At 65.5% G+C, this 13,307-nt stretch carries 13 protein-coding genes; 9 read left to right on the top strand and 4 right to left on the bottom strand.

Translation table 11 applies throughout. The features are described 5' to 3' along the window. The first annotated feature begins 339 nt into the window (after positions 1 to 339). Entirely contained in the window at positions 340 to 1,299 is a 960-nt protein-coding gene (locus NG696_RS11090) for a heme o synthase (protein WP_252565300.1), read from the top strand. A gap of 303 nt (positions 1,300 to 1,602) precedes the next feature. Here the strand turns inward: NG696_RS11090 and NG696_RS11085 are convergent, their stop codons facing one another. From NG696_RS11085 to NG696_RS11075, 3 genes are read right to left on the bottom strand one after another with little or no spacing between them, the layout of a single operon-like run. Then, positions 1,603 to 2,547 carry a COX15/CtaA family protein gene (locus tag NG696_RS11085; RefSeq protein ID WP_252575397.1) on the bottom strand — a complete coding sequence of 315 codons (945 nt, stop codon included), beginning with the start codon at positions 2,545 to 2,547 and terminating at the stop codon, positions 1,603 to 1,605. Positions 2,548 to 2,554: 7 nt separating this feature from the next. Next, positions 2,555 to 3,325 carry an ABC transporter permease gene (locus tag NG696_RS11080; protein ID WP_252575395.1) on the bottom strand — a complete coding sequence of 257 codons (771 nt, stop codon included), beginning with the start codon at positions 3,323 to 3,325 and terminating at the stop codon, positions 2,555 to 2,557. Continuing rightward, the gene (locus tag NG696_RS11075) at positions 3,322 to 4,290 is read right to left on the bottom strand and encodes an ABC transporter ATP-binding protein (protein ID WP_252575393.1); all 969 of its coding nucleotides are present in this window, start codon (positions 4,288 to 4,290) and stop codon (positions 3,322 to 3,324) included. The genes NG696_RS11080 and NG696_RS11075 overlap by 4 nt, the downstream gene beginning before the upstream one ends. Positions 4,291 to 4,405: 115 nt before the next feature. On the opposite strand from NG696_RS11075, the gene NG696_RS11070 reads away from it, so the two are divergent. The 6 genes from NG696_RS11070 (at position 4,406) to NG696_RS11045 (ending at position 9,614) form a co-directional block, all read left to right on the top strand. Next, entirely contained in the window at positions 4,406 to 5,239 is an 834-nt protein-coding gene (locus NG696_RS11070) for a helix-turn-helix transcriptional regulator (RefSeq protein WP_252565308.1), read from the top strand. Continuing rightward, positions 5,239 to 6,702 (top strand): Fe-S cluster assembly protein SufB, encoded by a 1,464-nt coding sequence (gene sufB, locus NG696_RS11065; protein WP_252565310.1) that lies wholly within the window; start codon positions 5,239 to 5,241, stop codon positions 6,700 to 6,702. The genes NG696_RS11070 and sufB overlap by 1 nt, the downstream gene beginning before the upstream one ends. A 2-nt stretch (positions 6,703 to 6,704) precedes the next feature. After that, on the top strand, positions 6,705 to 7,991 hold the full coding sequence (sufD, locus tag NG696_RS11060) for a Fe-S cluster assembly protein SufD (protein ID WP_252565312.1): 1,287 nt from the start codon (positions 6,705 to 6,707) through the stop codon (positions 7,989 to 7,991). A gap of 16 nt (positions 7,992 to 8,007) precedes the next feature. Further along, positions 8,008 to 8,367, top strand: a complete 360-nt coding sequence (locus NG696_RS11055; RefSeq protein WP_056339825.1) for a non-heme iron oxygenase ferredoxin subunit — start codon at positions 8,008 to 8,010, stop codon at positions 8,365 to 8,367. 113 nt (positions 8,368 to 8,480) lie between these two features. Beyond that, positions 8,481 to 9,269: a Fe-S cluster assembly ATPase SufC gene (gene sufC / locus NG696_RS11050; RefSeq protein WP_104061442.1), complete on the top strand. Its 789-nt coding sequence runs from the start codon at positions 8,481 to 8,483 to the stop codon at positions 9,267 to 9,269. Between the two features lie 12 nt (positions 9,270 to 9,281). Then, positions 9,282 to 9,614 carry a metal-sulfur cluster assembly factor gene (locus NG696_RS11045; protein WP_056339832.1) on the top strand — a complete coding sequence of 111 codons (333 nt, stop codon included), beginning with the start codon at positions 9,282 to 9,284 and terminating at the stop codon, positions 9,612 to 9,614. Between the two features lie 127 nt (positions 9,615 to 9,741). On the opposite strand, the gene ypfJ is transcribed toward NG696_RS11045, so the two are convergent. Then, complete coding sequence (gene ypfJ, locus NG696_RS11040; RefSeq protein WP_252575391.1) at positions 9,742 to 10,623, bottom strand: KPN_02809 family neutral zinc metallopeptidase; 882 nt, start codon at positions 10,621 to 10,623, stop codon at positions 9,742 to 9,744. 61 nt (positions 10,624 to 10,684) lie between these two features. On the opposite strand from ypfJ, the gene NG696_RS11035 reads away from it, so the two are divergent. Continuing rightward, on the top strand, positions 10,685 to 12,091 hold the full coding sequence (locus tag NG696_RS11035) for a class I adenylate-forming enzyme family protein (protein ID WP_252575389.1): 1,407 nt from the start codon (positions 10,685 to 10,687) through the stop codon (positions 12,089 to 12,091). A 4-nt stretch (positions 12,092 to 12,095) separates the two neighbouring features. Then, complete coding sequence (locus NG696_RS11030; protein WP_252575414.1) at positions 12,096 to 13,295, top strand: thiolase family protein; 1,200 nt, start codon at positions 12,096 to 12,098, stop codon at positions 13,293 to 13,295. Positions 13,296 to 13,307: the final 12 nt, after the last annotated feature.

Raw genomic sequence — 13,307 nt, 5'->3', positions numbered from 1 at the left:
GTGCTGATCTGGTGACAGCTTAGCTCGATTCCACTCTCCGGTCAGCGCAAATCTCACCTTTTGGACGCAATTTCCCCTTATGTGAATCCCCATTTCGTGAGGTTGAGTTAATCTGCTCGAATCACCCTGCGCGTAATCATCAGGGCATAATCAGGGGGCATCTGTTACAAATGCGCACGGTATGATATTTGGAGGCCGACGCCGGCAGCCGAGCCCTTTAAGGGCGGCGGCAGACCCGGGGCGTTGCCGGGACCTTCTTCTGATGACCATTGGCGGGCTGCCCGGCGAACGGCCGCAAGACACAGCTGCACCGCCAGACAGAACTGCCAACCAGAACGGGTGACTGCCACCGTGAGCACAACAGATACGCCGCTTAATGCTTTCCGTGCCAGAGGGGGAGCCGGGTTCGCCCGTAAGGCCAAGGCGTATTTCGCCCTCACCAAGCCGCGTGTCATTGAGTTGTTGCTGGTCAGCACCCTGCCCACCATGATCTACGCCGAGCGGGGTTTCCCGCCGATCGGGCTGATTCTGGCCACGCTGGTAGGCGGCGCCTTTGCTGCCGGCAGCGCCGGTGCCTTCAACTGCTACCTTGACCGGGACATCGACAAACTGATGCACCGGACCGAGAACCGTCCGCTGGTCACCGGCGAGGTGACACCTCGCGAGGCGCTGGTATTCTCCTGGCTGCTCGGGGCAGCCGCCCTTGTTATTCTCTGGTTCGGCGCCAACCCGTTGGCCGCTTGGCTCGGGTTGGCCGCAATTTTCTTCTATGTAGTCATCTACACCATCATCCTCAAGCGCCGCACTGCACAGAACATTGTGTGGGGTGGAGCGGCGGGCTGCTTCCCGGTGCTGATTGCCTGGGCCGCCGTGACCAATACCGTCGAGTGGCCAGCCGTCATCCTGTTTATGGTCATCTTCCTCTGGACTCCGCCGCACTACTGGCCGCTTTCCATGCGTTACGGCGAGGACTACCGCAACGCGAACGTGCCCATGCTTGGGGCAATTGCCGGCGCCAAGGTGGTTTCCGTCCAGGTGGTCCTCTACGCCTGGGCTATGGTGGCCTGTTCGCTGCTGCTGGTCCCCGCCGGTGGCGCGGGCTGGGTCTACACGGCCACCGCAGTCCTGGCGGGTGCCTGGTTCCTGTACGAGTCGCACTCCCTTTACAACCGGGCGCAGCGCGAGGACATCTCGGACAAGCGCGCAATGAAGGTCTTCCACGGCTCCATCAGCTACCTGACGCTGCTGTTCATCGCACTGGCCGTGGATCCGTTCGTCGGATCAGCGATCATCGGTTAACAGCACCCCCACCCAACGCTCTCTCACTTGATGTGGGCTTTTTACCGACCCTCTATCAGTACCTGCAGCTTTCTTAGCGACCCTCTCTCACCAACGGTGAAGGAGGGTCGCTTCTTTGTCACCCAGGAGGTAAGGGACGATCCTGCCAAACACCGCAGGCAGTGAGAGAGGGTCTGCCCACTTCCTGCATTAGGTGAGGGAGGGTCTGCCGATTCCATGCATTAAGTGAGAGAGCGTCCCTAAATGCGGGTGCCACGGTTCGTCGCGAACCGTGGCACTCCGTAGGGGCAAAAGCGGTGGAGGTTACCTGACCGGGCTTGAGCGGGCGAGGTCGGCGGTGTTGGTTGCCGCGCTCATCAGCAGTGCCGCGCCGAGCATGTGCGCGCCCACCAGCAACGCGGGGATACCGTTGTAGTACTGGGTGAAGCCGATGACTGCCTGTAGCAGGGTTACGGCCAGGAGCAGCAGGACGGAAGTGCGGAACGGGCCCTGGATCCGGCGGACCATCACCAGCACCAGTGCGAACAGTGTTCCGGCCGTGATCACGTACGCCGGAACGGCATGGATGTGGGAGAACAGGTCCCAGTCGAGGCCGTTGCGGGGAGCGTCGGCGTCACCGGCGTGGGGACCGGAGCCGGTCACCACTACACCGAGAATCACGGCGAGGGCGGAGAACAGCCCGACGGCGGCAGCCAGCGGACGCATGACGCCCGGCAAGGCGGGGAGCTGGACGCTGGCGTGGCGGCCCGTCCTGCCGTAGGCCCGGTTGACGAGCAGCGTGGCAATCACCACAAGGGCCATGGAAACGAGGAAATGCAGGCCCACCACCCACGGATTGAGGTTGGTCAGCACGGTGATGCCACCGATCACCGCCTGTGCCGGGATGCTGGCCAGGAGGCCCAGCGCCAGCAGGAAGAGGTCCCGGCGCTCCTTGCGAAGGTTCCACAAGTAGACAAGCATGCCCAGCGCAACCGCCGCCAGAGCGAACGTCAGGAGCCGGTTGCCGAACTCAATGAAGCCGTGGATCCCCATTTCGGCAGTGTTGACCAGGGATGTCTCGGTACAGCGCGGCCAGGTGGGGCAGCCGAGGCCGGACGCGGTCAGCCGCACCGCGCCGCCGGTCACCACCAGCAGCGTCTGGCCAACCAGGGACGCCACCGCGAGGCGGCGGACGCTGGCGTCCACGGTACGGGGCAGCCTCGCGATGAGGTGGCCGGCGATCTGGGGGAGGCGTGAAGCCGTGCTCACGGATATCTCAATTCCACTTGAACCAACGGATGGCTGCTGCTCCGGCAAGAACCGTCCAGAGCAGCAGGATGAGCGCGGCGCCGCCGTTCAGCGAGCCGTGCAGGAAAGCTTCGCGCATGGCCTCCCCGAGTGCGCCGGAGGGCAGGTAGTGGACCGCTCCCTGCGCCAGTGCGGGCAGCCGTTCCGCGGGAATAACTATCCCTCCCAGGGCGCCCAGCAGGATCCACAGCAGGTTGGTGATGGCGAGGGTTGCCTCGGGCCGGACGGTGCCGGCCACCAGGAGACCCAGTGCGGTGAAGGCCACAGCTCCCAGTGCCAGCAGCGACAGCCCGGGGAGCCAGCCGGAGGCAGGCGGCTGCCAGCCCAAAGGAAGCGCCACCAGCGTCACCACTGCCACTTGGAGGCAGAGCACAGCCAGGACCGCCAGTACCTTACCCGCGATGAGTCCTTCACGGCCCAAGGGCGTGGTGGACAGGAACCGGAGAACCCCGTACCGCCGGTCGAAGCCGGTGGCGATGCCCTGCCCGGTGAAGGCCGTGGACATCGCGCACAAGGCCAGGATGCCGGGGACCGCCACATTGATGCGGCTGGCTCCGAAACCGTCCAGGAAAGGAGTGACGGTGAGCCCCACCAGCGCCAGAAGCGGCAGGACGACTGCAAGGATCAGCTGCTCGCCGTTCCGGAGCATGGTCAGTGATTCGTACCTGCCCTGCAGCAAGATACGGCGCAGCAGCGTGGCCGGTGCTCCCTGGGCGCCAGTGGCTGCGTGAGCCGTCATCGGACGTCCTTTCCCGAGATGTCCAGGAAGACATCTTCCAGGCTTCGTGCCGCCAGGCTCATGGAACCGGGCATCACGTCGTGGGCTGCCCACCAGGCGGTCAACGACGCGAGATCGCGGGGTGTCAGTGCACCCGAGGCCACGTAGCTTCCGGCCCGTGTTTCAGAGACCGTGATGGCAACGGGCAGCACGCCGGTGAAATCCAGCCCCGGGGGAGCCTCGAACACCAGGGTGCGGACGTGGTCCGTGCCGGCCTCCACAGCCGGGTCCCGCTGCAGCAGCTGGGACACTGTGCCCTCGGCGACGTTCCTGCCGGCGTCGATGATGTACACGTAGTCCGCCAACCGCTGGGCGTCGTCCATGAGGTGCGTTGTCAGGATGATGCCCATCCCGGCTGCCCGCAGTTCCGAGATCAGCTCGAAGACCAGCTGCCGGGACTGGGGATCCAGGCCGGCGCTGGGCTCGTCCAGGAAAAGGACTTCCGGATTGCCGATCAGGGCCGCCGCGAGTGCCAGGCGCTGCTTCTGCCCACCGGAGAGTCTGCGGACTGTGGTCCTGGCGAAAGTATCAATGCCGAGCCGTTCCACCAGTGCGTCAACGGAACGGGGCCTCGCGTACATTCCGGCGATGTGCCGCAACAGTGGGATGGGACGGGCCGACGGCGGGAGGCCGCCGTCCTGGAGCATCACGCCTACGCGGGACCGCAGGTCAGCGCCCGAACGGCCCGGATCCCGGCCGAGCAGCGAGATGCTGCCGCCGCTGCGCTTCTGCAGGCCCTGGGCGCATTCGATGGTGGTGGTCTTTCCGGCTCCATTGGCGCCCAGGAGGGCCGTGACCTGGCCGCGTTCGGCCATAAGGGATACGCCGTTGACCACCCGGAGCATTTTTCCGTCCAGGCTGGCCAGCGGACCAACATCCTTAATTAACCCGCTGATGGACAGAACCGGGGATTCGGGGGATCGCACCCCAGCATTCTACGCGATGTAGTACTGGCGGGGCCGCAGGGGACCCCGGCCGCAGGTCAGCCTGACCTTACTAGTACGGGGAACTAAATTACGACATGATTGTGTTGTGTATTCCATGACCAATGCTCCTGCTGTGCCGTTTGCCAGGCACGGAGCGCCGCGTACGGCCGCTGACCGCGGCCACGTGGCCGCCGTGCCGGTGGCGGACTCGGACGAGCGTACCCGGGACCGGGTCCTTGGTGCCGTGCTTGAGCACGGCCCCATCAGCGCGGCGGAACTCGGTGACATGCTCGGTTTCACACCCGCCGCGGTCCGGAGGCATCTAGATCATCTGGCCCGCAGCGGGGTTATTGAGGTCAAGCGCGCGGCCAAGGCCGGTGCCGGCGCGGGGCGTCCCGCCCGCCGCTACGTCCTGAGCTCGCAGGGCCAGTCCACGCTTGGCAACGATTACCTCGACATCGCTACCCTCGCGCTCAAGCAGCTCCAGGCAGTGGCGGGCGAACAGGCAGTCCGCGCGTTCGCCGTCGAACGTTTTGCCGACATGGAGCGCCGGTACGCACCGGAGGTCGAACAGGCCGGACCGGACATCACCGCCAGGGCGCAGGCACTGTCCGCGGCGCTGAGCCGGGATGGCTTCGTGGCGTCGGCCGCTTCGATCGAGGCCAAAGCCCCGCTGCCGGCAGCACTCTCCAGCGTCCAGCTGTGCCAGGGGCATTGCCCCATCCAGCAGCTCGCCACCCAGTTCCCTGTCTTCTGCGATGTGGAGACCGAAGTGTTCTCCCGGCTGGTAGGCGTTGACGTACGCCGCCTGTCCACGCTGGCTCGCGGTGGACACGTCTGCACCACCCATATACCCACAGGCCGGCTGGCTGCCGGGGGACCCCGGGTCCCGCAGGCAGCCCCCGCCAGCCTGGATGAAGTAACCAACCATCAGCAAGAAAGGCCGTGATGACGGACCAACTATCAGAGAAAGCGGTAGCCGAAGACACTGTGATCTCGGAGATTCTGGAAAAGAATCCCGAGCTCCACGGCATCGGCACGTACGAGTACGGCTGGTCTGACAAGAACGACGTCGGCGCCAACGCCCGCCGCGGTATCAATGAAGATGTCGTCCGCGACATCTCGGCCAAGAAGAGCGAGCCGGAATGGATGCTCGATCTCCGGCTCAAGGGCCTGAAGTACTTCGACCGCAAGCCCATGCCCACCTGGGGTGCAGACCTCTCCGGCATCGACTTCGACAACATCAAGTACTTTGTGCGGTCCACCGAGAAGCAGGCCACCAGCTGGGAGGACCTGCCCGAGGACATTAAGAACACGTACGACAAGCTGGGCATCCCCGAGGCCGAAAAACAGCGCTTGGTTTCCGGCGTCGCCGCCCAGTACGAGTCCGAGGTCGTCTACCACCAGCTGCGTGAGGACCTTGAGAAGCAGGGGGTCATCTTCCTGGACACCGACACCGCGCTGCGCGAACACCCGGAGATCTTCCAGGAGTACTTCGGCACCATCATTCCCGTGGGCGACAACAAGTTCGCGTCGCTCAACACGGCCGTCTGGTCCGGCGGTTCCTTCGTGTACGTCCCCAAGGGCGTCCATGTGGACATTCCGCTGCAGGCATACTTCCGCATCAACACGGAAAACATGGGCCAGTTCGAGCGCACCCTGATCATCGCCGACGAGGACTCCTACGTCCACTACATCGAAGGCTGCACCGCGCCGATCTACACCTCGGACTCGCTGCACTCGGCCGTGGTGGAAATCATCGTCAAGAAGGGCGCCCGCGTCCGCTACACCACCATCCAGAACTGGTCCACCAACGTGTACAACCTGGTGACCAAGCGTGCCATCTGCGAAGAAGGCGCCACCATGGAGTGGGTTGACGGCAACATCGGCTCCAAGGTCACCATGAAGTACCCGGCCGTTTACCTGGTGGGCGAGCACGCCAAGGGCGAGACCCTGTCCATCGCCTTCGCCGGCGCCGGCCAGCACCAGGACACCGGCTCGAAGATGGTCCACATCGCGCCGAACACCAAGAGCTCCATCATTTCCAAGTCCGTGGCCCGCGGCGGCGGACGTGCCGCCTACCGCGGCCTGGTCCAGGTCCGTGAAGGTGCCAAGCACTCGGCGAACACCGTCCGTTGCGACGCGCTGCTGGTGGATACCATCAGCCGTTCTGACACCTACCCGTACATCGACATCCGTGAGGATGACGTGGTGATGGGCCATGAAGCAACTGTTTCCCGGGTCAGCGAAGAGCAGCTCTTCTATCTGATGTCCCGCGGCATGCGCGAAGACGAGGCCATGGCGATGATCGTCCGTGGCTTCATCGAGCCCATTGCCCGCGAACTCCCGATGGAGTACGCACTTGAGCTGAACCGCCTGATTGAACTGCAGATGGAAGGGTCCGTCGGATAACGATGACTGAAATCACTACTGAAAAGGCCCGCATCGGCGCGCCCTCGGCCCAGCCGTTTATTAACGGTTTCACGGAAGAGGGCGAAAGCCTGTCTCCGATCAACACGAACGCTTCCAAGGCCCCGCTGGCCGGCGAAGCCGTCAAGCGCCACTCGCACGGCGGCGGCGTCGGCATTCCGGACAGCTCACGCGCCGGCCGGCTGACCTCGTACAACCTCGCGGACTTCAAGCCGCTCACCGGGCTTGAGGAAGACTGGCGCTTCACGCCGCTCAAGCGCCTGCGCGGCCTGCACAGCGAAGTCCTGGCGGGAGCGGCTCCCACCGTCACCGTCAGCGGCCCGGAGCAGGTCACGGTTGAGACCGTGGCACGCGGCGATAAGCGCATCGGTTCGGCCGGCATCCCGGAGGACCGCGTGTCCGCCAACGCCTGGGAGAACTTCAGCGAAGCCACCGTCCTCACCATCCCGGCCGAGTTTGAAGCCGACACCGAGGTCACCGTCGTGATCGAAGGCACCTCCACGGAGGCAGCCGCCCAGCACCTGGTGATCGTGGCGGAGAAGTTCTCCAAAGCCGTTGTGGTCCTGAACCACCAGGGCTCGGCCGTTGTGTCCGAAAACATCGAAATCGTTGTTGAAGACGGCGCCAACCTCACGGTCGTCTCGCTCCAGGAATGGAACGACGACGCCGTCCACGCCTCCTCCCAGCAGGCAAAGATCGGCCGCGACGCCAAGTTCAAGCACGTGGTGGTCAGCCTCGGCGGGGACCTGGTCCGCGTCACGCCGTCGACCCGTTTTACCGCCCCCGGCGGCGAAGCGGAAATGTTCGGCCTGTACTTCGCCGACGCCGGCCAGCACCTGGAGCAGCGACTCTTTGTTGACCACGCGGTGGCGAACTGCACCTCCAATGTGCTCTACAAGGGCGCTTTGCAGGGCCGCAATGCCCACGCAGTGTGGGTGGGCGACGTCCTGATCCGCAAGGAAGCCGAAGGCACCGACAGCTACGAGGCCAACCGCAACCTGCTGCTCACGGACGGCGCCCGCGCCGACTCCGTGCCGAACCTCGAGATCGAAACCGGCCTGATCAAGGGTGCCGGCCACGCCAGCGCCACCGGCCGGCTGGACGACGAACACCTGTTCTACCTCATGGCCCGCGGCATCCCCGAGGATGTTGCCCGCCGCCTGGTGGTCCGTGGCTTCCTACACGAGATCATCCAGCAGATCAAGGTACCGGCCCTCGAAGAGCGGCTCACCGAGGCTGTTGAGCGCGAACTCGCCGTGACGAACAACTAGACGGCGCGGAAGACAGATGACTGACCAGCCAAAGGGCGAATTTGTCTGCAAGACGGATGAAATCCAGCTCAAGCAGGCGCTCCGGATCCTGATCGATGACTACCCGGTAGCCATCGTGAAGGACTCCATGGGAGACATCCACGCCATCGGGGACACCTGCTCGCATGCGGACATCTCACTGTCCGAGGGCGAAGTGGAAGGCTGCATGATCGAATGCTGGGGCCACGGCTCCCAGTTCGACCTCCGCAGCGGTGAGCCGCTCCAGCTGCCCGCCTACGATCCCGTCCCGGTGTTCGCCGTCGAGATTGTTGGCGACGAGGTCTACGTGGACTTCACGAACGTGCTCAACGGAGCGGAAGCCCCGAACTTCAGTTAGCAGCATCAACCGGGCAGATCAGCCGCGAGCAGCAATACCAAGCAACAGAATCAAACTTCCAGATACAGACCGCACCACCGCCGGAGGGCGCGGTGCAGAGGAGAACAAGACCTATGTCTACTCTTGAGATCAAGGACCTGCACGTCAGCATTGACACGGAGCAGGGCACCAAGGAGATCCTGAAGGGCGTCAGCCTGACCATCAAGACCGGTCAGACCCACGCCATCATGGGCCCCAACGGTTCGGGCAAGTCCACCCTGGCCTCCACCATTGCCGGGCACCCGCGCTACAAGGTCACCCGCGGAACCATTACGCTCGACGGCGAAGATGTCCTCGCGATGACCGTTGACCAGCGTGCCCGCGCCGGCGTCTTCCTGGCCATGCAGTACCCCGTGGAGGTCCCCGGTGTCAGCATGACCAACTTCCTGCGCACCGCCAAGACCGCCATCGACGGCGAAGCACCCAAGCTGCGTACCTGGACCAAGGACGTCAAGGCGGCCATGGCCCAGCTGCGCATCGATGCGGACTTCGCCGAGCGCAACGTCAACGAAGGCTTCTCCGGCGGCGAGAAGAAGCGAGTTGAGATCCTCCAGCTGGAGCTCTTCAAGCCGAAGTTCGCCATCCTGGACGAGACCGACTCGGGCCTGGACGTTGACGCCCTGAAGGTTGTCTCCGAAGGCGTCAACCGTGCACACGAAACGGGCAACATGGGCACGCTGCTCATCACGCACTACACCCGCATCCTGCGCTACATCAAGCCTGACTTCGTCCACGTCTTCGTCGACGGCCAGGTTGTCGAAGAAGGCGGCCCGGAGCTGGCTGACCGCCTCGAAGACGAAGGCTACGACCGGTACGCCACGGGCGCCGGCGCAGCCACCATCGCTGCTGCCGCACAGGCCTAGATAGGACTTACCATGACCGAAATCAATGCGGCCCGCACGGGCCTCGAAGATGTCGAAGAGGCGCTCAAGGACGTCATCGACCCGGAACTCGGTGTGAACATCGTGGACCTCGGGCTGCTGTACGGCCTGAAGTACTCCGACGACGACGGCGCGCTGCTGATCGACATGACGCTCACCACGGCCGCCTGCCCGCTCACCGATGTCATCGAGGAGCAGGTAGGCAAGTCGCTTGACGGCGTCGTTGACGACTGGCGCCTGAACTGGGTGTGGATGCCGCCGTGGGGTCCGGAGCGGATCACCGATGACGGCAAGGACCAGATGCGGGCCCTCGGCTTCAACATCTAAGTTTTCACCGCTTAAAGCACGACGACGGCCGGTCACCTCCCCAGCGGAGGTAGCCGGCCGTCGTCGTCCCCACCGGCCCCCTAGCCTCGCAAGCTCGGCCAGGGAACCCTGCCGGCGTGGGCCCAATTTAAAGGGATGGCGCCGAGAAAGTGTCGCACTGGTTGATGTCGCCGGTCTGGTAGCCGGTGTAGAACCATTTCTGCCGCTGTTCGCTGGACCCGTGCGTCCAGGCCTCGGGTGAGACCCGTCCGGTGGCGGCTTCCTGGATCCGGTCATCGCCCACCGCTGACGCTGCGGACAGGGCATCGTTCAGGTCCTGCTGGGTGATCGGTTCCAGGAACGGCTGGCCGTCGGGTCCGGGCTGGGTTGAGGCGTGCTTTACCCAGAGGCCGGCATAGCAGTCGGCCTGGAGTTCCACGCGGACGGCACCGGACTCGGGCCCCTGCGGGTCCTGCTGCGAGCGGTCGATGTACCCCAGCACGTTCTGGATGTGGTGGCCGAATTCGTGCGCCACCACGTACTCCTGCGCCAGGGGACCTCCCGAGGATCCGAAGCGGTCCACGAGATCCTGGAAGAACCCGGGATCGAAGTAGGCGGTGCTGTCAGCCGGGCAGTAGAAGGGGCCCACCGCGCTGGAGGCCGTCCCGCACGCGCTGTTAACGGCCTGGTCGAAGATCACGGTCTCCGGCTGCGGGTACTGCACGTTGTATTGCTGGAGATACGCGGGCCAGAACGCGTTCAGGCTGTTCACGGTGCCGGTGATCCGGCAGTCCAGCCGCGCGTCGGCGTCGGCGCCTGTGGTGCAGGCCGGGGCCGTGCCCTGGTTCTGATCCGCCGTGCCAGCCCCGCCGGTCAGGCCTTCGAGCAAGGCGGGGTTGACGCCGAGGAGCACGGCTATCAGCAGGACGATTCCGCCACCGATGCCGCCGCCGACTTTGGCCCCACGGCCCATGCCACGCCGGTCCTGGACCTGGGAAGGGTCCAGCTGCACGTTGTCATTGAAGCTCATGAAGTCACAATAGCCGTTAGCGGCACCACCGAAGCGGAGTCCGGCCGGTAAAGTTGGGACGATGCCTTTTCTCGATAGAATCCAGCGCTGGGCCGAAGAACGCCCCCATGACACCGCCGTCGTGGTGGCGGGCCGGCGCCTGCGCTGGGCCGAACTCCGGGACGCCGCCGCCGCCGCCCTTCCAGGGACAGCTGCCGTCACCGTGCTTGCGGAGGCCAACTCCGTCGAGTTCGCCGCAAGGTTCGCCGCAGCCGTTGCCGGCCGGCGGCAATGCGCCGTCCTGGACCCGACCTGGCCGGAGTCCCTGCACCAGGAGATCGTTCAAAGGCTGGCGGAGTCGGCCAAGCCCGGGACGGTTTCCGCAGCGGATGCCTTGGCGGACGGGCCGCCGGACTCGACGTTCCTGATCGGACTCACCTCCGGCACCACGTCAGTGCCCAAGGCGTTTACCCGGTCCAGGCAGTCCTGGCGGCAGTCCTTTGACGCGTCCGTGGCGTTCTTCGGCCTCGCCCAGGACGACGTCACGCTCGCGCCCGGGCCCTTGGCCGCCAGCCTTAACCTCTACGCCCTGGCTGAGTGCCTCTACGCCGGCTCGGAATTCCAGACGCTGGAGAGTTTCGATGTCGGTGATGTCCACGCCGCCATCAGGCACGACGGCGTGACCCGGCTCATCCTCGTGCCCACCATGCTGCGGCTGCTCAGTGAGCGCGGCCTGACCGGCGGCGTGGATGCCTCTGGCATCCGTACCATCATCTGCGCCGGCTCGAAGCTGGACGCACGCACCCTGGAAGCAGCACGGCGCTGGGCGCCGAACGCCACCATGTTCGAGTACTACGGCGCGTCCGAACTGAGCTTTGTCTCCGGTGTGGGGCTGGCGGCGGGGGAGCTCCTGGACGCCGGGGGAACAGGCATCGGACACCCGTTCCCTGGCGTGGACGTCAGAATCCTGGACGATGAGGGTTCCGAACTGCAGGACGGCGAAGCCGGCAATATCTGTGTCCGCAGCGGCATGGTCAGCAACGGCTACCTGTGGGGTGACGACGGCCAGGCGCTGCGCTCCTTCAACGGCTGGTTCACGGTGGGGGACCAGGGCTACCTCGCCGACGGCGAACTGCACATCCTGGGCCGGCGCGCCGACATGATCCTGACCTCGGGAAAGAACGTCTATCCGCACGAAGTGGAACTCGCCCTGGCGTCCGTGCCGGGGGTGGCTGCTGCGGTGGCCGCCGGAATACCCGATGATCTCCGCGGCCAGCGGGTGGTCGCCGGCGTCGTTCCCTCCCATGGCGGCGTCACGGCCACGCAGCTGAAGGCCGGACTCGAAAACATCCTGCCGCGGGACAAGCGGCCCCACCAGTACTTCGCACTCTCCGAACTTCCCACCACGGACCGCGGCAAGGTCAGCCGGAATATCCTGCTGGACTGGATCGGCTCCCAGGACCCGAGGGCGCGGCACCTTGACCGTTAAACAGCTGCCCGAGGAGCAGTTGCCCGCCGACCGCCAGCCCGTGATCATCGCGGCTCGGCGTACCGCGGTCCGGCGCGCCAACGGTGCGCTGAAGGAACTGCGTGCGCACCAACTGCTCGCACCGGTCCTGCTCAGCCTCCTGTCAGACACCCGGGCGCCGGCCGAAGCGGTCACTGACGTGGTGATCGGCAACGCCGTGGGCGGCGGCGGCAACGTGGCCCGCCTTGCCCTGCTTGAGGCGGGCCTGCCGGTGAGTGTGCCGGGACTGACCGTTGACCGCCAGTGCGGGTCAGGCCTGGATGCGATTGTCCTGGCCGCCCGGCTGGTGGCCGCCGGCGGCAATCCGGTGTATCTCGCCGGGGGAGTGGAGAGTATCAGCACGGCTCCGCTGCGGGCCCACCGGAAGGACGACGGCGAACAAGACTTTTACGCCCGTGCCCAGTTTGTGCCGCACAGCTTCGGCGACCCGGATATGGGGGTCGCCGCCGAGAACGTGGCGGCCCGGTTTGAAGTCAGCCGGGTGCGGCAGGATGCCTCCGCGCTGCGCAGCCACCAGCGGGCACTGGCCGCCGCCAGAGCAGGCTATTTCGCCGCTGAAATCACCACCCTGGAGACGTCCGTTGGACCCATCAGTGCCGACGACGGCCCCCGCGCCGGCCTGTCCGCCGCCATCCTGAAGCGGTTCCCGCCCGCCTTTGTGCCGGGGGGGAGTGTCACTGCCGGGAACTCATGCTTCGACGCGGACGCCGCTTCCGCCGTCGTCATCACTTCATTGCAGCGGGCACGGGAACTGGGAGCCACAGACGGGCTCCTGATGCTGGCCACGGACACTGCCGGTGTGGACCCCGAACTGCTGGGGATCGGCGCAGCGGTTGCCGCGGAGCGGCTCCTGCAGGTGAGGGGGCTGTCGGCTGCCAGTGTTGACCTGGTGGAGTTCAACGAAGCCTTCGCGTCCCAGACCCTGGCCTGCCTTGACGAGCTGGGCATTGATCCGGAGCGGGTCAACCTTGACGGCGGGGCGCTGGCATTGGGCCACGCCTACGGGGCGTCCGGGGCGGTGCTGGTGACCCGAATTCTCGCCCAGGCCCGGCGTGCCGGGAACCATGGCTCCCTGGCGCTGGCCCTGATCAGTATGGCCGGCGGCATGGGAACGGCTGCGCTGCTGCGCTACGAGCTGCTGGCCGGCGACCACCTGGCCCCTTAAGCCGCACAAGAA

Origin of the sequence: Pseudarthrobacter cellobiosi (genome assembly GCF_023913755.1) — a bacterium.
In the GTDB taxonomy this organism is placed as follows: Bacteria; Actinomycetota; Actinomycetes; order Actinomycetales; family Micrococcaceae; genus Arthrobacter; species Arthrobacter cellobiosi.
The sequence above is the reverse complement of the archived record's forward strand: the minus strand, read 5'-3'. Positions and strand labels throughout refer to the sequence as shown.